Genomic DNA, 19,682 nt, shown 5'->3' on the forward strand with positions numbered 1-19,682 from the left:
GTTATAGTGGTGTGCTTAGGTAGGCGTAGCCGAGAAAATTGGGGACAAGGGAAACGTTGATACTATCAACTCCCCACGGGATGTGGGGACAGTTTCTCTTATGCTCTTTTCAAGCACTGAGACCCTAAAAGGCCTTAGCCTTGCAGGTGGGCGCTGGTGTGCTGAAAAACCGCAAAAGTAGAACCGTTTCGGTTCGTGACGTTGCGAGGTTCGGGTTTTCTTTTTTGCTTCTTTTTGCTTTTTCCTCGTAAAAAGAAAAAAGAAGGGCGCTCATTTTTTGAAGAAAGGAGAGATGAAATGCCGACCAAAAATCAAATTGTTGAAATCAAAATCCGAGGACTTTCTCACCAAGAGGTGAATTATCTAAAAGCTCTTGCGAAAGATACCAAGGCAAAATCATTTAATGAATTTTTGCTGCGGATGTGCCGTGAAAAAATCGAAAAAGGAAAATTCAATCGGGCAGAAGATTTATACGTCTCCCATCTTGAAAATATCAAACTGACGTCTGACCACGTTTTACTTTTGACAGAAAAACAATCCGACATTTTACAAGATTTTGAAACGAAGATGGCCCGTTACGCTGATCATATTTCCCGCTGGTTGGAATACGAGGGGGAGGTGGAAAGAGATGACTAAGGAAATCAAAATCAGAAACATTCCAGATCATACGTTTGAGCAGCTGCACACCATAGCGGACAAATATCAGTATTCATCATTCAATGAATTTATGCTCTCACAATGTGAGTCTGTCGTGATGAACGACGGACTAGATTTATATGAAAATCGTTTCGCTGAAACTTTAGCTGAAATTAAAAAGCAACAGAGCCAGATTTTAGAGTTGCTGTTGAAGAATGAAATCAAATTATCAGGATATGGTGCAAAACAAGAACTGGTAGAACAGCTGACGATTGATTGGCTTAGCTTTATGAATGACGAAAAAGCAGTGACTTCTGAACGACAGGCAGGTGATCACTGATGAAGAAAAATAAATTTGTTTTTGTCGCTATAATTTTTCTAGCCATCCTTCTGGTACAGCCTCAAAATTTTCAAGCGATCGTCTCAATTTTTACACAAAATGATTTGAAAAGTCAGCTCAATATCACTGGTTCACCTGGAGAAAAAAATTCTGATATTTCATCCACCTATCATTCTAAAAATAGTGAACTGAAATCACAAATCTATGATGGAAAAAATCAAGTCATCGAAGTTCATTCTAAAGCTCAATTTATGAGTGAAGAATTGAATTTGGAAAAAGGCACCTGGAAAAAATTTTCCAGTCTTGATCTGCTCAATCGTGTAGGAGTGGCTGAAGCCATGTTAGGTCAAGACCTACTGCCTAAAAAAGAGCGAGAAGATATTTCAACCGTCACACCGACTGGTTGGAAAAACAAGAAGATTGATTTTAACGGTCAGTCGGATTACCTCTACAATCGTTCCCACTTAATTGCTTTTCGGTTGAGTGGTGGAGATAATCCGCAAAATCTCTTCACAGGGACACGGGCTCTGAATGCAAACTTTGAAGATGAAAAATCTTCTATGCTCTACTATGAAAATCTTATCTCAGACTATATCAAAGAAACAGGTCATCATGTCCGCTACAGGGTTACACCAATTTTTAAAAATGTGGAATTGGTGTGCCGGGGCATCCGCTTGGAGGCCCAAAGTGTAGAAGATGATACCATCTCTTTTGACGTGTATATTTTCAATATCCAGCCAGGATATGAACTCAATTATTTAACCGGGGACTCTCAAAAAGTTGCCCCTTGATGAACCAAAAAAGGAGAACTCATGCCAAGAAAAAAATCAAATATCCGTCGGTTTAGCCTATACCTAGGAGATGAAGGTGCTGAAAAATTTACAGCGATTATTGATTATTTACAAGACCAGGGATCCCCACACGGGCCAGACTTGAATAAGTCAGAAACAATTCAATTAGCCCTGGATGCTTTCTATAAATTGTTCCTTGATATTGATCGCCCTCGGCCTTATATCCAACGTTTAGCTGAGCTTCAAGGGGTCAAAAATAACCAGCTGGAAAATATAGAGCAGGATCTGAAAGTGATGAAAAATCAGCTCAATAGATTGCAGTATTTGGAGCTGACTAATTTTCATGCTATTACCAAAGGGCAAGAATTTGATGTGCAGGATTTAGAGTCTATTCACTCACGGATGGATCCTAACCAGCACGAACTAATGGCCAGAATTGATGATGTCATTCAAGAAGATGTGGCCAGGGGTCAAACCATCAAACATTCTCATTAAGGAGCTGTAAATGCCTATGGAAATGAACAGTCCAGCCGTGACATTTATGTTGCAGTACACGGAGGCAAATAGCGGATTTGTAGATTACACAAACCGTTCTGAAGCAGTCAAACAGGATCAAGAATTAGCTCTTGAAACTCATCGTCAAGAAATCGAAGGATTGACTGAAGAACAAGTTTTGGCCATGCAGTCAGCGGTTCCTGAACTCAATCTCAATTTTAGAGACTACCTGAGTTATATGAACCGTTCTTATGCGACGGAAAATCAAACAGAGGAGCTAACGGCTATCTTTACAGCGGATGCGAATTATCTTCAAAGAAGCAAGGTCAATGAGTTAAAGGAAAATCTTGAAACGGCTTATCAAAACGGCTCCCTTCTTTGGCAGGGAGTAATCTCTTTTGATAATGCCTTTTTGGCCCAACAAGGCCTATACGATATTGCGACGGGGCAGGTTGACCAGCAAGCTATCAAAACAGTGATCAGAGATGCTTTGCCGAAAGTGATTGCTAAAGAAGGGTTGTCAGACTCTTCCTTTTGGTGGGCCAACATTCACTTGAATACGGAGAATATTCACGTCCATTTTGGCTTGTCTGAACTTCAAAGTGCCCGTGAAAAAATCTTTTATCAACCAAGAGGGCGGATGGAATACAAAGGCAACTTTTCGCAGAAGACTATTTCAAAATTGAAAAGTGATGTGTTTCATGGGTTGCTCAATGATCAGACCCGTAACCGTATCATCCGAAAAGAACAGATTTTAGCGAACCTAAAATCCAATCTTGTTGATCAAGTTTTTCATAATCAACAGGTGACCTCTTCAGCTGAGAAAAATTTTCTGGAGCAGGCATATAATCATTTGCCGCTCCAAAAAAATTGGCGTTATGGCTCGAATGCCAAAGACTTTGCGGTTAGTAAATTTTTCCTGGATAAATATATTGACTCTTACTTGCAGAATGAAGGGAAAGAACTTTACCAGGAGTTTCTAGAAGAGACCAGAAACTTCTTGGGACTTTATGATAGTGCTTATTCAGCTGGAAAAAAACAAAAGTATGAACGTGTCCGAAAGGTAAATGGCCAAACGGTGCGATCAGAAAAGCAGGCCAAAGGCTATGACTTAGAAGGTATGTTTCATCGACGGGAACTGGAATTGAGAGAACGGCTAGGAAATCGTATTCTACGCTCTTTTAAAGAAGTGGCTCCGCAGATTGAAGACGTTCAGCTGGAAAAAAATTTGCCAGATTTTTCCAAAGGCAACCAAAATCGAATTCTCCAGCAGTTTCCAGAAGCCAGCTACTTAAAGTCCTTAGCTGCCTGGGAGAAAAAAGGCTACAGTCCCAAGAAAGGGATGCAGCCGATTGAAATTATAAAGCCAGTCTATGAAGAGTATGATAAACATGGAAATGGGATTGGAGAAATGAGCTTTGAGACCAGCTATGTTTACGACATCAAACAGATGGAAGAAAATATCCTGACCAAACGACTGTCTTTGAAAGAGTTGTCTTTCTTTTCTTCAGCTGAACTCCAGGAGCTTGTCGATGCAGCCAAGAAGAAAGAAAATCAGACGGAGAAAGAAAGGCAGGAGCTGGGAACTTTTCGCTATGCTCTAAAATTAAGTAAGTTAGAAGAGCGTCAAAAGGCCTTGCTAGTCAGTCAAAAATTGCTTCACCAGGTGCAGCCTTTACGGTCTGACCAGCCGTTTCTCAAGTTAAAACAAGAAAGGCTGGCCACAGAACTTAAGCTAGTTGAACTACAGTTGACACCAAACTATCGCTTGTCTAAAGATAAATTAGAGCTCAAACAATCACTGAGCCGTCAGTTTGTAGATAGCGTCAATCTCCCTATCTCTAAGGCAGATAGGGCCACTGTGCAAACTCCTATCCGACACTTACAAGCAGAGCTGGAAGTATTGAAACCACTCCAGGATGAGGGGATAATGATGCTGCTGAAAGGTTATCCTATTTCCAAGCAGGATTACAAGGAAGAGTTGGAGACACAGATCTCCATTTTCCAGGTGAAACATGGGATTTATAAAACCAATCAGAAGATAGCTCAAACCACGGATGAAGCTCAAATCAAAGCCTATAAACAATTCAATGCAAAAGAGTTTTCGAAACTGAAAGAATTGTATGGTAAATTACGACCTGAAGAAGAGGGACAAAAAGAGGCTCTTCTTCAGACGGTACAAAAACAAATCCAGTCTCAAAAACAAATCAGACGCAGCACCATCCAACAAACACAGGGCAGCCTGAAGGTTGATACTAACTTTATGAGAAATCTGACAGCTTCTCTCAAACAAGCTCAAAGGAGCAGTCAAAAAGCCCTTATGGAAAGAGCTAGGAGTGATGAGCGAGAAGAACAGGAAGAACGCCGTGAAAATCGTCGTTAAAAGTCATTGGGTGCCAATGGCTTTTTTAACATTGACTTGTCCATTTAGAGCACTCTTTTAAATTATTACTTAGACTAAAAGAATAGAACAAAAGAAAGGAGAAAACATCATGAAGTTATGTTTTCCAAGTGTGACAATAGAAGACTTTGACTTTGAAGCTGATTGGCTTGTCAAAGCGCTGGATAGTGAGACTCACCGAGTCCTTTTTGAAGGTCAAGGTAAAAATGCCGAACTTGAAATGACGATTGATTATCAGGCCAATCCCAAGGTTTTTGAAGAACTTTCAATCGGGGAGCTTGTTCAGCTGCCAAAAGAACTGTTTTTAGAGGCTGAAGAAGAACCTTTCCAGCCAATTTGTGAACCTTTTTAATATAAGAAAGGAGCTACTATGCCAGAAGAAACACATCAACCTCAAGGAAATCGTGGCCGCAGCCGTCGAGAGAGGGTAGAAATTGCTCGTTCCAGAGATATTCTGGATGTCGCTAATGAATTGAATATGGAATTGGTACGAGATGGGAAAGACTATCGCTGGAAAGAACACGACTCTCTGGTGATTTCACCTGATAAGAACAAGTGGAATTGGTTTTCCCGTCATCAAGGCGGGGATGTGATTGCTCTTATAGAGACTATTAGAGAGATCAATTTCAATCAAGCGATTGACTATCTCAATGATGGTACCTTTAAAGAATTTACCGCTGTAGAGAGGGAAAAAGAGCCATTTCGTTATCATCTTCAACCGTACGAGCAGGACTTTGTAGAAGCCAGAAATTATTTAAAAGTAAATCGTGGTCTCTCTGATGAAACGATTGACTTCTTTTTAGAAAAAGGTGTTCTAGCCCAAGCTAATGCGATGCTGAATAACAGCGTGGAGCCTGTGGTTGTTTTTAAAACCTTGACTTCTTCAGGCGAAATTACAGGAGCTACCCTACAAGGCATCTTTGAAAATCGGGATAAATGGCCGGGACGTGGCTATGCCAAAAATATTATCAGAAATTCTGATGGAATGGATGGCTTGCACGTGGATATTGGAAAGCCTAATCGGCTCATCTTCGCTGAAAGCCCAATTGATCTAATGTCCTATTATGAGATCAATAAGGATACTTTACAAGACGTTCGGCTTATATCTATGGATGGTCTTAAAGAAGCTACGATTGGCCGTCATCTGGCCCAGCTTCAATCAGAATTATCAGGCCGTCCGCTAAATTGGACGCCTGAACAACTAGCTAAGGGTCTCCAAACAGCGATTGACAGTCAGTATTTTGCGGATGGGAAACATACTGATATGATTACTCTTGCGGTGGATAATGACACTGCAGGAAGAACATTCGTTGAGGAACTGAAAGCTAAAGGAGCAGCTGTTACTGTAGATTTGCCTGAACTAAAGCAAGGACAAGATAAAACAGACTGGAATGACGTCTTGAAAACTCAGAATGAACAACCGTTAGTTGATTTATCAGCTCTATCAGTAGAAACAGTAGAAAATGAAAATTTTTCTAATAATCCATTAGAGCCAGTTTGGAAATTACATGGAAAATGGGAAGATGAATTAGCAGAAAAAATTCGGGAAAATTTAGGTATTAACCATGAACTACAGGCATGGCAATTTGAAAAAGAAATGTCACGATTTATAACGACTGATTTAGACAAGTTATTCGCAAAACGTACCATATTGGAAAGGGATGCTTATTTTGCGGATAGTTCAACGTCTATCCGAAAAGAGATTGATCGTTTAGATGCACAAATACTGGAGTACATAGAAAAAGCCCCTGAACAAAGTCAGGAGCGCTTGATTGATAGGACCAGTGGTGGCACGGGGTCTTTACAGAATACTGAAGGCAGTCCCACACCTGTACTTGAAACAAGCACCTTTGAGCAAACTGTTACCAGTCACCCGACATCATCCTATCCCTACCTTCATTTTAGCACAAATTATGATAAAGTGCAACGGCGAGTGGGGAATTACCACCCAATTACACCTGCCGATTTAAGACGTTTGAACCAATATGCGCCGTCCATTCAAAGTACAGCGTCCTGGTATTTAAGTGAACTGGCCGGCAGTAAAATCAGTTTTGTTTATGCGGATAATGGAGAGGAAAACGTTCTTCAGGTAACTTTCCTAAAAGAAAACTTTATCCATCTTTCAGGGATTAGACCTTTTGAAGAAGGAAAAGGAGCTGCTGACTTCTTAGAAGATTTTGCTACTGGTCAAGGTCATTATGACAGTATGCTAGTCAGTAATGCAATTAAGGATAAGTTGCAGGTTCTTCCAATGCTTCAGGACATTTTAGAGCCACAATCCTTTGTTCTGGATGATTTGAGCAGTGTTGAGAAATTACACAATCTCAATATGAGCGAAGCTATCAAAGCAAAAGATGAAGATTTCTTGTTGCTGTTTAAAGACGCTGAAGGTGAAAAAATCCCTGCCTCTCTCATGAAACTCAAGGGAGAGCTTGCAGCTAATGTAAAATCGCTAGATGAAAAGGTTATTCTTGGTGTTTATCGAGAACGGGATAATCAAATTGAACAGTTATCAATCAATGAAGAGTTCGTTACAGATGGTGGAGAAGAAATGTTAGATAATCTAAAGAATCAACTGTTCTCTTTAAATGAACCAAGTCAAGAACAAAAAACCACATTATCTCCAGTTGAAAAAAATATTGATGCAGCTATTTTTACACAAGTACTAGATGACGCACGTAATGTAGGCAACTTTGTAGAACTCGGTGTGACTATACCAGAAGAGGCTAAGGAAGCTTGGGCTAAGTATATAGAGTTATCAGATGTATCTTCAGGAGATTTTAATACAATTGTTCTCAAAGCAGAAGAATTAGGTTTGCTTGACAAAAACTCTAGTTTTTATCAAGAATGGCGTCTAGAAGATATTTATAATAATAATTATCATGTACGTTTTCAGTGGTTAGAAGAACAGGAGAATAATCTTAAATTACAATTTGAAGAACATAGCCTAGTTTCTTATCAAGACTTTGCTAGAGAGCTATACAAGGCTAATCAAGAAACCAAAAACAATACTGAAGCTAATATTTCTAAAATCAAATTTGATATTTATGCTCCAGGGGGAGAGATGATTAAAGAGGGGGTTCGATTTAATATTGGTGATGAAACTAAGCCAATTTCACAAATGCTAGGATTGGGCTATCGTCGTCTAAAAGGTCAACCAATACTAGCTAACATTGATGAGAATGTCCTTTCTCAGCTGGAAAATCTGGCTCTTAATCAAGAAATTTCTCATGAGGCTAACAATCCTCAAAATTCCCTCACTAGTCCAGAAATGGATTTGACAGCCTCCCTTTCTGAAGAAAGAGAATTTCGTTCTTCTAAACAGGAAACAAAGGGCCAACTGGATCAACGGGTGAATGAAATTTTAGTAGGTAATCAAGCAGATGCTGAAGAAGTGGCTCCAGCTAAAGAGTCACCAGGAGAAATTGATTACAGCCAGGTCACACCTCATGAACTGAGTGAAATCGCCTTTCAAAAAATCAGAGAGTTTACCCGTTCTCCTGAAGCTTTGGCTGAGTATATGGATTTTATGAGTAAATTTCCTCAACTCTCTCCAAGAAACGTAGCGCTAATCCAAGACCAATGGCAAGGAGCCAATGCAGTGGCGACTTATAATCAGTGGCAGGCTCTAGGAAAAACGCTTGGAATTAGACCTGAAGATGTCATTGAGACCAAAAACACCTACACCAATAAGCGGACAGGTGAGACTAAAGAAGTTGTTCATCAGGGCTTGTCTGTGAAATCGGGGGAAAAGGCACAGATTACTCTGTTCCGCCCTCTCATGGCAAGAATGATACCCGTTCTGGATGGCCAGGGAAACCAGGTTAAGAACAGTAAAGGCAATCCGAAATTCAAGAAGATTTCAGAAGCGACACTACAAGAGAAAGCTTTGCTGAAGGAAGGCAAGCTGAAGGTGGTTCAATTCCAGGAAAGAGACCAAGAGACAGGGCTGCCTAAGTTCACCACTTACAAGGTGTTTGAACTTTCTCAAACAACTTTGAAGCCAGAGAGTTATCCAAAGGCCATGCCAAATCGTCAATACCAGTTTGACACTGACCAAGTAAAAACGAAAGAGGTATTAGATGGTCTATGTGATTATGCAGGGACTTTAGGAGTTCGTCTGTTACGGGATGAGGTTCATGAGCTAGGAAATGCTAAAGGGGCCTTTTATCCAGGAGAACAAAAAATTCTTCTGAACCCTAATAATTTACCAGGAGAACAAATTGCTACAACTATTCATGAGTTGGCGCATGCCACACTCCATAATCCAAAATTTACCAATCATTACAAGGAAAATGTATCAACTCCTCGTAAGGAGCTAGAAGCTGAAATGACCAGTCACTTGGTGTCGAAGCATTTTGGCTTAGACACCAGCGAGGCAGCCATCGATTACATGGCTGGCTGGACAAAAAATCTAACACAGTTGGATGATAAGCAGCTGACAGAGTCCATGAAACGGATCCATCAGACTGTCTCAAAAATGGTCAAACATATTGAACATCACACAAAACCCTATGAACCTCCCAAAGAAAGAGGGCAATCGCCAAATTTTTCCAAAAGCCCAACTAAAGGGCTGAAGCCTTAACAGTCAGGGCGCTTCCTATGCGGAGCGCCTTTTCTTATTTAAGAAGATACACACTAAGTTATATAACTTGGTGAACAATAAAAAAGGCGCCTTTCTCAGCTGGAAAAGATTGATTGCAGCGACTTGTCCTCTTAGAGCAAGCTTTTTCATTATCCCTTACACTAAAGAAGTAAAACAAAGGAAGGAGAAAAAGATGCTAACAGTTATTCTGGCTGAAAAAGAAAATCAAGCCTTAGATTATGCAGAGGCACTAGGAACCTTCACGACAAGAAAGAAAGTTCATATTATCAAACAGACACCCTTTCTTACAGGTGAAGTGCATATAGTGTCCGCTGAAGGTCACTTGTTTGAATATGGTCTTCCAAAAGATAATTGGGATTTAGCCAAGCTCCCCTTGGTCGATGTCTCTTTCAAGCAATATCTCAAAAAAGACCCTACCTCTAAAGAAATGTTTAAACGGATTTATGAAGAGGTGACGGCTGCGGATGAAGTGATTATAGGGACGGACGCTGACCGTGAAGGGGAGAGAATAGCTTATTCCATTTTATCTCATATTCCTGAAGGTAAAGCGAAAATTAAAAAGCGTCTATGGGTCAATTCCATGACAACAAGAGCTCTACAGCGAGCCTTTCAGAATATGAGGGATCCTCAAGAAACCTACAGCTTCTATTTAGAAGCTGAAGCTAGAGCACAAAGTGATTGGCTGGTAGGGATGAATTTATCCCCAATGGCTACGCTAAACCTTCAGAAACAGGGAATGCTCCCTAAAGCAAAGGGAAACAGTTTATCAGTTGGGCGTGTTCAAACCCCAGTCGTTCGTCTGATCTGCGAGAATGATCTGGCCATTCGAAACTTTGTCCAACAGACCTATTGGAAACTTCAGCTTGAAGATAAAGAAAATGAGGTAATCTTTACTAATAAGGATAAATTTACCGATAGTGACGAAGTTTTGGAGCTTTCCAGGAGCCTTGCTGATGTTGCTCTCGTTTCTTCAGTTGAAGCTGAAGAGAAGGCAAAGCCTGCTCCAGCACTCTTCAATCTTTCTGACCTACAAAGCTATGCGGCTAGACGTTGGAAGTTTGAAGCAACGAAAACAGAGAGACTGGTTGAAGGATTGTACTTGAAAAAATACTTGTCCTATCCTCGGTCAGATTGTCGTTTTATTACTGAAGATGAATTTAATTATTTGAGGCAGTATCTGTCCAGCTATCAGGACACTGTTCATTGCCATTTTGAGTCTGTTTTCTTAGAGCCTAGGGATTTTTATGTAGACCCTGCTAAAGTGGCGAAAAGCAGTCACTACGCCCTTGTTCCGACAGAGAATATTCCTAATCTCCTGAGACTTTCTCCAGATGAACGGCTGATTTATGAAGCAGTCGTCAAACGAGCTATCTTGATGTTTGCGGCTGACTGTCGTTATCAGACGACAACGGTTCAGCTGGAAAACAAGGGGCAAGTCTTTCAAATGAAAGGTAAAATAACCATAGATCCAGGTTGGATAGAATGGAGTGATCTGCCTGTCAAGAAAGATGTAGAGTTGCCAAACTATCGGTTGGATGATCCGGTAGCTTGTCAGATAACGATTGTAGACGGTGTTACAAAGCCGCCTAAACGATTGACGGAGAGTCATCTGATTGGCCAAGTCTTTCCTAAATATGGTCTAGGAACACAGGCGACACGTGGAGCAGTTATTCAAACAATTCAATCCCGTGGTTACGTGAAAAAGGATAAGAAAACGGATCAGCTCTTTCCGACAGATAAGGGGTACTTGCTGATTAACTATCTATGGGATAATGAATTTTCCAATCCTGAAACGACAGGAGGCTGGGAACTTTTTCTCTCCCAGATTGGCGAGGGAGCGATCAATCCCCGTGATTTTGTAAATGCAATTAAAGATAAATTAACAATTCAAATTGAGCAGGCCAAAGAAGGGAGGGCTGATACATGGTGAAAACTCCATTTTTGGAAAAATACACGGATAACTTATCGGCTAAAATTGCTAAAAAAGAAGCAGATTATGAGGTTTACGGACGAGATGAGGAAATCCAGAACGTCATTACTTCTCTTCGCAGGCGCACTAAAAATAACCCAATTCTGGTTGGAGAAGCGGGCGTTGGGAAGACTGCTATTGTAGAAGGGCTTGCTTTAGCCATTTTAAGAGATCAGGTGCCAAATGATCTAAAAGGCTTAACTGTCCGCTCTTTGGAGCTCTCCAGTCTAATGAGTGGTGACGACGGTGGTTTTATTCCTAAATTTAAAAACATCATTCAAGAAATGATTGCTACCAAAGGCCAAAATATCCTTTTTGTCGATGAATTTCATACTATTGTTGGGGCGGGAAGCCAAAACGGGGAGTCTCTTGACGCTGGAAATATTATCAAGCCAGCCCTAGCACGTGGGGAGCTCCAGTTAATTGGGGCTACCACATTAGACGAATTTCACGACTACGTGGAAACAGACCGAGCCTTGGAACGGCGGGTTCAAAAAGTTATGGTTGAAGAACCGACAATTCCTGAAGCGATCACAATTATTGATCAAGCTAAGGTAATCTATGAAGACTTTCATCGCATCAAAATTAGTCGAGCTGCCGTAGAAACGGCAGTCAGGCTCTCAGTTCGTTATATTACAGACCGCTTCCTGCCTGACAAGGCCTTTGATCTGATTGACGAGGCTGCCACTATTTCCTCGGCCGAAAACAAAGAGCTGGTCACTGAAGAAGGAATTGCCCAGGTCTTGAAAAATAAGACGGGGATCCCGATTACCACCATTCTAAAAGGTGATAATGAACGCCTAGCTGGCTTTAGAGAAAAGCTATTGAAACGGGTCAAAGGCCAAGATGAAGCTATTGACGCTGTGGTAGATGCTGTTACGATTGCTCAAGCAGGGCTTCAGGATGAAAATAAACCTATTTCATCTTTCCTTTTTCTTGGCCCAACAGGAGTCGGAAAAACTGAATTATCAAAAGCAGTGGCGGAGGCACTTTTTGATGATGAAGATGCCATGCTGCGCTTTGATATGTCTGAATATAAACAAAAGGAAGACGTGGCCAAACTGATTGGTAATAGAGGAACCAGGACAAAGGGCCAGCTGACTGAAGGAGTCAAACAGAAACCTTACTGTGTGCTATTGCTGGATGAAATTGAAAAGGCGGATGGTGAGGTGCTAGATCTCTTCTTGCAGGTCTTAGATGATGGCCGTCTGACAGATGCCACAGGCCGCCTTGTGAGTTTTAAAAATACGATTGTGATTATGACGACAAACGTTGGAGCGAAGAAAATCATTGATAAGGCGGAGCTGAAAGGCAACTTTAAAGATCTGACAGATCGGGAACGCCAACAGTTTGAACGCAGTATGGAAAATGTACTCCAGAGAGAGTTCCGACCTGAATATCTAAATCGTATTGAAAATAAACTGATTTTCAATCTGCTGGAAAGTGATGTTATTGAAGAAATTGCGGAGAAAAATCTATCAGAGATTGCGTTGCGGATGAAACGCCAAAATCTCACTCTATCCTATGACTCTAGCTTGATTGCTTATTTATCTGACGTGGGAACAGATGTTAGAAATGGGGCCCGTCCACTGGAACGTTTGATTAAGCGGAAAGTCTTGGCTCCTATTTCTGCTAAAAGCCTAGGCCTCAATAAAACGACTCAATCTTACAATATCCATGTTTGGGTAGAGGGCGAGGCTCCAGATGGCAGTCACCGTATCGATCAGCGCCAACTTCATTTTGATGTGACAGAGCCCCTGGAAGTTCTCTTCAGCTGAAAAAAATACTTCTTTTACAGTGACTTGTCCCTTTACAGCGAAAACTTTCATTATCTCTTACACTAAAGATGTCAATAATTTTAAGGAGGATTTCACATGAAACAAAAATTGACAAACACTCTTCAAACCGTTAAGCAAAAAACAAAACCTTTTTTTCTGACCTTATCTCTCTTCTTGACTGGGCTGTTGGCTTCTCCTGTCTATGCAGATGATCCATTCGCAAAAACTCAAAATCTCGCTCAACAGGGAATTTCAAAGGTCCAGGGAATTGGGATTATCACCTTTGGTCTGGCTGTTGTAGCGACTGGGCTTGCCTATGGTCTGGGCGGTCGCGAAATAAAGGCTGCTATCAAAAAACATTGGGTGGCTATTGCCATTGGTATTATCGCAGTAGCTGCTGGCCCAAGTATCGTGGAGTGGGGCTTTAACTTTGTGAAAAACTAAGAAAGGAGTCAGAACCTATGGCATTTAGCCCGTTTCAAAAAAACAAAAAATGCTTGATGACGGATGACTTGTTTTTAGAACTTACCTGGGAGGAAGGTAAATCTCCTGAGGATGACAACGAGCTGCTTGGCATTATTGAAGGGTTAGATAATAGCTATCTGCCAGAAGGACAGATCTCGGTTGAAGACTCTCTTCCTTATGTGAGTTTTTTGACGGCAGAGCTACTCTTTCAGGAACTGAAAAAAGCCTATGGAGAATTTGCTTTTCAGAAGGTAGCCGTTTGTCACCTGGAAGGGAAAGAAGCTGTTTCCGAAGGTGAAGTATTTGCCAGTCCCTTTGTGATTGGCAAAACCTATCAAAATTTGCTTATCCCATTAATCCAGGCGATTATGACAAATGAAGCTTTTAGAAATTATACTCATTCAGATAAAAAGGAATACTTTGAAAATCAAGTGTACCCTATTTATAGGCAAAGCTTAGGTATTCCTGAGTCGGCCCTCCCTCTCTTTCCAGCTGAAGGTGAAGCGATGGAACCTGTAAAAAGTTCCTATTTTACAACTCCACGGGAGCCTCAAGCGATGGCTTCTTCAAAACAGGTGACACCTCATCCCGTAAATCTGAAAAAAGTTTATCTCCTGCTGGGAGTGATAGGGGTGTTGACGGCAGGAGCTTTGAGCTTGTCAATGCTATCTATCAGCCGCCTAACCAAACAAAACGAGCAGCTTCAGTATCTTTACCAGGAGTTGAAGCAAGAACAACACTTAGTAGCTACTGAACACCAGGTAGATGTATTCAATCGCTATTTCCTGCCAAACTATTATTCAGGAAATAAGGAAGCTCTGGCCCCGTTCCTAGATGCTGGAGATGCTAAGTACACCACTCCTAAAGAGGGTACTTTGCAGTCTGTCATCTTAGAAAAAATCACGTATGATGCTGAAAAGAAAAGCTATCAAGCAACCTATGTCTTATCTGTTAAACAAGGTGAAGAAGCTTCAAATCACCGCTTGAGTTTTTCTGTCAAAGAAGATAAATCTAGTACTTACGGCTTTGTGGTCATAACAGAACCGAAAGAAACAGATTATCTCAAGCCCAAAAAATAAATGAAAGAGGAACATATCTTATGAAAAAGAAACAACTTTTAGCTAGTCTAGCCATCTCTACAATCATTTTGAGTCAGGCAGGTGCTGTATTTGCTGCTGAGAATGTCGCTCCAGTAGACAACAGTTCCAGTCCTTCAGTAACAGTTCCAGCCCCTTCAGCTGAACGAGGTACGAGTGTGACGCAGCCAACAGAAACCCCATCTTCAACAGATCAAACGAATCCCGTCGATGGAACGACTACCCCAGGAGTTCAGCTACCATCTGAACCGTCACAGCCAAGTACCCCTCCAAGTACGGTAACACCAAGTGACTCGAATACCCCTCCAACATCAACGGAGGAACCAACTAAGCCAGGAGGCAACACAACATCTTCTTCTTCAGAAACGCTTCCAGCTGATGGAAAAGGTCAGACTGCTGAAGATCCTAAATCAAAAGATCCTGTGACCCCTCCTAGTCAGGATGAGCCAACAACTGTTCCAACGATTAACGGCGGTACAGCTACGATTACACCAAATACCAATACCCCAACTAATGACCCTACTATTTCTGCTCAAACAGCTGCCAGCGTGGGAGCTAGTCAGGTAGGAACAACTTCCCAGGTGACTGGTCAAGTTGTTTCTAACGTGTCTCCAACTGAACCAATTTTTACGAACACGGGCTATCAAATTGTCTCTACACAAAATAGCCAAGTCGTGATTGCGACTGCGGATGGTTCCACTCAAACGGTGGCCCCTGAAGTAGTTGGCGCTACAGTTAATTCAGATAAAACAATTTCAGTTACAGATCAAGTAGGAAAGATGACCACTCTTCCATCTACAGGAGATAAAGGAAGTCTATTGACTGTCCTTGGAAGCTTGTTGCTGGGTGTAGGTACTTTCTTCCTGAAGAAATGCCGTGAGGCTAAAGAAGTCTAGAAAGGACAATTGCTTATGCAAACATTTATAGCTGATGGCCGTGTCTCTGATATTCCTCAAGATGCAGTAGGTAAAACTTCTAATGGGAATGTCAGCTTCAAATTTGATTTTGTGTGTGACTCCAGTCTCCTGGATGAGAACCGCAAGCCGATGCCTAGCTTCTTCCACGTTCAAATGTACGGGAAACAAGCAGAAGTGATGGCAAAAAGCCTCTCCAAAGGGTCTCCTATTTTGCTGAAGGGAGAGATTGTCCAGCGGAGCTATACCAATAAAGATGGTCAACGTCGCTCTTATCAGTATATTGCTCCTGCACAGTTTGACGGGATCACCTTCTTGGAAAGTAAAGATGCGGCGATCAAGCGTCGTCAAGCTCAAGTTCCAGGAACTAATATTTTCCAGTCTGAACCAGCTCCAACTCATCAAGAACCTGAAGGAAGTTCAGCTTACCCTATCCCAATGGATGCTGATGAACCTTTCTAAAGTTCAGTGCAGCACTTGGCTTTAAAAGCCAGGTGCTATTTTTATTGTATGATGAGAAAGCTATTCTAACACTTTGTTTGAAAGAAGGCTGACAAGTTATCCATGAAAAATCCCTAGAATAGACGCTGTCTCATCAGACAATGGAATAAGTAATTAAATAACAAGTTACACAAAAAGTTATACAACAAATTGCACGCTAATGAGCGTCCCTTTTTACTTGGGGAAGGGTTTCCTCTGACTTGTCCCTTTAGAGCAGGTTCTTTCATTATCCCTTACACTAAAGGAGTAAATCAAAAGGAAAGGAGTTTTGCCTATGGCAAAACAACAGACAGAACTAATAGCAGATGATTTGATAGCTGACTCTCTTCAGGCTGAAAATTATCTGAAGCAGGGGAGAACTTGCTCTCTGGCAACTATACAGCTGGGATTGGAAGATTGGCTTCATCATTATTTGTATCGTTACCAAAAAGCCAGTCCAGAGCTGCGCTTCAAAATCTTTCTTTATTCCAATTTCTATGACAGAAAGATTGTTCATGATATAGAAAGGGGTGAAGTGAATGAATAATAATTGGTTGGAGGTGATCTATTACACCATAATCCAGCTGGCCAAAGTCAATTATTTCAACTTGCTGATTATTTTAGCTTTCTTAGGCTATCTTCTTTTCCAGGTGTTTAAATGGCAGCGACCATCGATCAAGAAAGGTTTAAAGTATCTCAAAATAGTAACTATCAAGACAAGACTTGAACAAAAATGGTACCAGTTCAAAGCGATTGTCACAGGGAAAGAAAAAATAGACTGGAGGGGGTTCTTGAACAGTATATTGACTTTTATCAAGCACTTGGTTGAGATCATCCCAGCATTTACTTTCTTACTTTTTGGCAATCTGATTTTTCGGATAGTCTATCGCTTGCCCTTCGTTAAACAAGAGCGTAAGCGGTTTGACAAAGAGATGAAGCCAATCTTGTATTTCAATAGCTACCGTAGCTTGGTGCTCATGGGGCTGGGTTTCAGTCTGATTGCTTTTATGATCACTAATTATGGGGTGACAGTCTTGCGTGCTGCCATTCGCTATCTTTATTTTGCCTTGCTGACTTTAAAAGACAATAGTCAAATGGTTGAATTTGATACGGACAGCCTACTAATCCAAAATCTCCTGAATGTACGGGTCTTTGTCCTGGCGCCTATTCTTGCCTTCCCACTTTTGATTGTTGGCTTGATTATTGCCTGGAAATCAGCCTGGATCAATTTTGAGCAATATCGCAGTTACAATAACAATGAAGAAGGAGATGACCGTTTTGCGACGGTCAAAGAAATTCACCAACAGTATAAAAAGGTTCCTAATAAGACAGAAATCTTTCCAGGTGAAGGTGGTGTGCCTGTTCTTCATGAGACCAGAAACAACTTGACAGGACTCACGCTAGGTTCCCAAATGTTGTGGCAAAATCGTAAATTTAGCCGTCTTTTAACTAAATCTGAGCGAGTGTTAGGCATGCTTGCAACTCCATCTGGAGATTATTATATTGAAGATGCTACCACGAACATGTTAGGAATTGGGATCACTCGTTCAGGTAAAGGAGAAGGGCATATCGCAGTTACGATGGATATTAACAGTAGAGCCGCTATTCAGCCATCAATGATTATTGCTGATCCGAAGGGAGAGCATTATCAGTCCTCTTATAAGACGATGCGTCGCCGTGGCTATAATGTCAATGTCTTGTCCTTCCAGAATATGGATTGGTCGATGTCATATAACCCCTTAGCTTTAGCGATTGCAGCTGCTAGAAAGGGCTATTATGAGAAAACCCAAACCCGTGTCAATGCAGTAGCAGAAGCGATTTATCGCAAGACCAAACCAGGTACGGGAAATGGAAACGCTAAATATTGGGAAGATACCTCTATCTCTCTTTTCAATGCCATTGCAATGGCATTGATTGATCGGGCCAGTGAAACTTTTAAAAATGGTGAGTCAGATGCCTGGGACACTGTAACCGTCAGAAATGTGGCTAAATTCCTGACGGATTTAGGATCTGAGGAAGTCTTTGTGGATGATTTGGGAGAAGTCATTGAAAACCCTGGTAAAGATCAGGCTGTAAAGAAAAAATCTAAAATTACGGTTTATTTTGATAATTTAAGAAGTATCAATCAACGTCAATTCTCTAAGTTTCGGGAAATGGCTGACCTCAACTTCAGGTCGTCCGATTTTGCGGCCGAAGAAACCAAGGGCAATGTTTACTCAAGCATGATGTCAGGGATTAACCTATTCTTGCAAGACAACATTGCCAAATTGACTTCTAAAAATTCTATTGACCTGGAGTCTGTCGGTTTTCCAAGGCGCTTATCCGTCAAGTTCCGATCTAGCACAGCCAGCACCATGTCTAATAAGTTTGCACATCAAACGGCCAAGGTCTCCATCTCTTCAGCGGATGGGAAGGTCATGTACGTGAAGGAAGCAGCGGCTATGGTTGATGGGGAAGGGTATTTAACTTATGCTATTGAACCTAAACTGCCTGATCAATTCTTAGTTACGATTGACTTCAATCATCTTGATCATGATATTTACCGTTTCTCAGCTGAAAAAGTCTACCGTAAAAAAGATAAAATTATCTATCTGGATGAGTACACCAAGAAACCAGTCTTGGACTCTATTAAAGTAACAGTGCTTGATAAACAAGCAGGTCACTTGCTTCAGGAAGAAGATATTGAGCTAGTTTATTCTGACAGTCCAACCATTATCTACCTGGTGACGCCACCTAATCGGGCTGAATATAACGGCATCGTATCCCTCTTTCTTGACCAGCTATTTAATGCGAATTATGAGCTGGCTTTGTCAGCTGGGAGAAAGTGTGTGAACCGTATCCTTCACATTCTGGACGAGTTCACAAACAACCCCGCTATTCCTCACATGGATAAGAAAATTTCCATCTGTTTGGGACAGAATATTTTGTATTATTTATGGATCCAAAACTTGGAACAGCTGGATAATGAATACGGAGAGAAAACAGCTACAACGATTAAAGAGAACTGTTCTTTAACGATTTATATCAAATCTACCAAACCTGCTACCAATGAATATTTCAGTAAAGAAATTGGCTATCGCACGATTACTAAGCGTCGTCGCTCCAGTAATATCTTGGATGAAGCCAATCCAAACGTAGCTATTGAAAATCCCCGTCAGGAATTGCTGACGCCAACTCAGCTAGCCAAGCTCCAAGAGGGAGAAGCGGTCATTCTGCGTGGAGTCAAAGGACGGGATAATGCAGGCCGTAAAGTGACAACAGATCCAATCTTCTTGCACGAAAAGACCAGTCTTCCGTATCGATACATGTTCCTTCAGGAAGAGTTTGACCAGTCTATGACTTTTGCGGATATTCCAGTGGAAAGTCCGCACCGCAATCTTGACCTACAAGAAATAGCTGTAGGAGCTCAGAGGAGCTTTGATAATATCATTGACTGGCGGAGAGCACTAAGCAATCGGATTGGCTCAAACAGCGGGGAAACAGCCAAATTAGCGACTCGCTATCAAAAAGGGAAGCCGTCTCCTAACCAGCAATTCTCCTCTCCAGCTGAAATGATTGCGGCTGCAGCTGAAGAAATTCTCTATGACGGCTATCAGTATGAGGATATGGATGAATATGAGGATCTGTTTGCAGATGATGTGATGTAAGACGAGGTACAAAGAATTGTATAATAAGTTATATACCTTTTGCATTAATAAGATATATCTGCT

The 19,682-nt window shown here is 41.3% G+C and carries 15 protein-coding genes; all 15 read left to right on the forward strand.

Annotation, left to right across the window (positions count from 1 at the left end; all coding sequences use genetic code 11):
- The first annotated feature begins 297 nt into the window (after positions 1-297).
- The 15 genes from HMPREF0847_RS06465 to HMPREF0847_RS06535 all read left to right on the forward strand — a co-directional run bounded on the left by HMPREF0847_RS06465 (position 298) and on the right by HMPREF0847_RS06535 (position 19,619).
- Complete coding sequence (locus HMPREF0847_RS06465) at positions 298-636, forward strand: hypothetical protein (protein ID WP_008809731.1); 339 nt, start codon at positions 298-300, stop codon at positions 634-636.
- Complete coding sequence (locus HMPREF0847_RS06470) at positions 629-976, forward strand: hypothetical protein (RefSeq protein WP_008809730.1); 348 nt, start codon at positions 629-631, stop codon at positions 974-976. The genes HMPREF0847_RS06465 and HMPREF0847_RS06470 overlap by 8 nt, the downstream gene beginning before the upstream one ends.
- Positions 976-1,767: a DNA/RNA non-specific endonuclease gene (locus tag HMPREF0847_RS06475; protein ID WP_020992734.1), complete on the forward strand. Its 792-nt coding sequence runs from the start codon at positions 976-978 to the stop codon at positions 1,765-1,767. The genes HMPREF0847_RS06470 and HMPREF0847_RS06475 overlap by 1 nt, the downstream gene beginning before the upstream one ends.
- Positions 1,768-1,788: 21 nt before the next feature.
- Complete coding sequence (locus HMPREF0847_RS06480) at positions 1,789-2,262, forward strand: hypothetical protein (protein WP_008809728.1); 474 nt, start codon at positions 1,789-1,791, stop codon at positions 2,260-2,262.
- A gap of 16 nt (positions 2,263-2,278) precedes the next feature.
- The gene (gene mobP2, locus HMPREF0847_RS06485; protein WP_008809727.1) at positions 2,279-4,645 is read left to right on the forward strand and encodes a MobP2 family relaxase; all 2,367 of its coding nucleotides are present in this window, start codon (positions 2,279-2,281) and stop codon (positions 4,643-4,645) included.
- A 109-nt stretch (positions 4,646-4,754) separates the two neighbouring features.
- A complete protein-coding gene (locus tag HMPREF0847_RS06490) occupies positions 4,755-5,015 on the forward strand; it encodes a hypothetical protein (protein WP_008809726.1) in 261 nt (86 codons plus the stop codon).
- 18 nt (positions 5,016-5,033) lie between these two features.
- Positions 5,034-9,248, forward strand: a complete 4,215-nt coding sequence (locus tag HMPREF0847_RS06495) for a PBECR4 domain-containing protein (protein ID WP_008809725.1) — start codon at positions 5,034-5,036, stop codon at positions 9,246-9,248.
- Positions 9,249-9,441: 193 nt separating this feature from the next.
- Positions 9,442-11,199: a type IA DNA topoisomerase gene (locus tag HMPREF0847_RS06500; protein ID WP_037622473.1), complete on the forward strand. Its 1,758-nt coding sequence runs from the start codon at positions 9,442-9,444 to the stop codon at positions 11,197-11,199.
- Positions 11,193-13,016: an AAA family ATPase gene (locus HMPREF0847_RS06505; protein ID WP_008809723.1), complete on the forward strand. Its 1,824-nt coding sequence runs from the start codon at positions 11,193-11,195 to the stop codon at positions 13,014-13,016. Before HMPREF0847_RS06500 ends, HMPREF0847_RS06505 begins: the two co-directional genes overlap by 7 nt.
- 96 nt (positions 13,017-13,112) lie before the next feature.
- The gene (locus tag HMPREF0847_RS06510) at positions 13,113-13,460 is read left to right on the forward strand and encodes a TrbC/VirB2 family protein (protein WP_008809722.1); all 348 of its coding nucleotides are present in this window, start codon (positions 13,113-13,115) and stop codon (positions 13,458-13,460) included.
- A 17-nt stretch (positions 13,461-13,477) separates the two neighbouring features.
- Positions 13,478-14,560, forward strand: coding sequence for a hypothetical protein (locus HMPREF0847_RS06515; protein WP_008809721.1), 1,083 nt, complete (start codon positions 13,478-13,480; stop codon positions 14,558-14,560).
- 20 nt (positions 14,561-14,580) lie between these two features.
- Positions 14,581-15,474: an LPXTG cell wall anchor domain-containing protein gene (locus tag HMPREF0847_RS06520; protein ID WP_008809720.1), complete on the forward strand. Its 894-nt coding sequence runs from the start codon at positions 14,581-14,583 to the stop codon at positions 15,472-15,474.
- Positions 15,475-15,489: 15 nt separating this feature from the next.
- Positions 15,490-15,954, forward strand: a complete 465-nt coding sequence (locus tag HMPREF0847_RS06525; protein ID WP_008809719.1) for a single-stranded DNA-binding protein — start codon at positions 15,490-15,492, stop codon at positions 15,952-15,954.
- A 313-nt stretch (positions 15,955-16,267) separates the two neighbouring features.
- Positions 16,268-16,519, forward strand: a complete 252-nt coding sequence (locus HMPREF0847_RS06530) for a hypothetical protein (protein ID WP_020992736.1) — start codon at positions 16,268-16,270, stop codon at positions 16,517-16,519.
- The gene (locus HMPREF0847_RS06535) at positions 16,512-19,619 is read left to right on the forward strand and encodes a VirD4-like conjugal transfer protein, CD1115 family (RefSeq protein ID WP_020992737.1); all 3,108 of its coding nucleotides are present in this window, start codon (positions 16,512-16,514) and stop codon (positions 19,617-19,619) included. The genes HMPREF0847_RS06530 and HMPREF0847_RS06535 overlap by 8 nt, the downstream gene beginning before the upstream one ends.
- Positions 19,620-19,682: the final 63 nt, after the last annotated feature.

Origin of the sequence: Streptococcus sp. 2_1_36FAA (genome assembly GCF_000161955.2) — a bacterium.
Taxonomy (GTDB): Bacteria; Bacillota; Bacilli; order Lactobacillales; family Streptococcaceae; genus Streptococcus; species Streptococcus gordonii.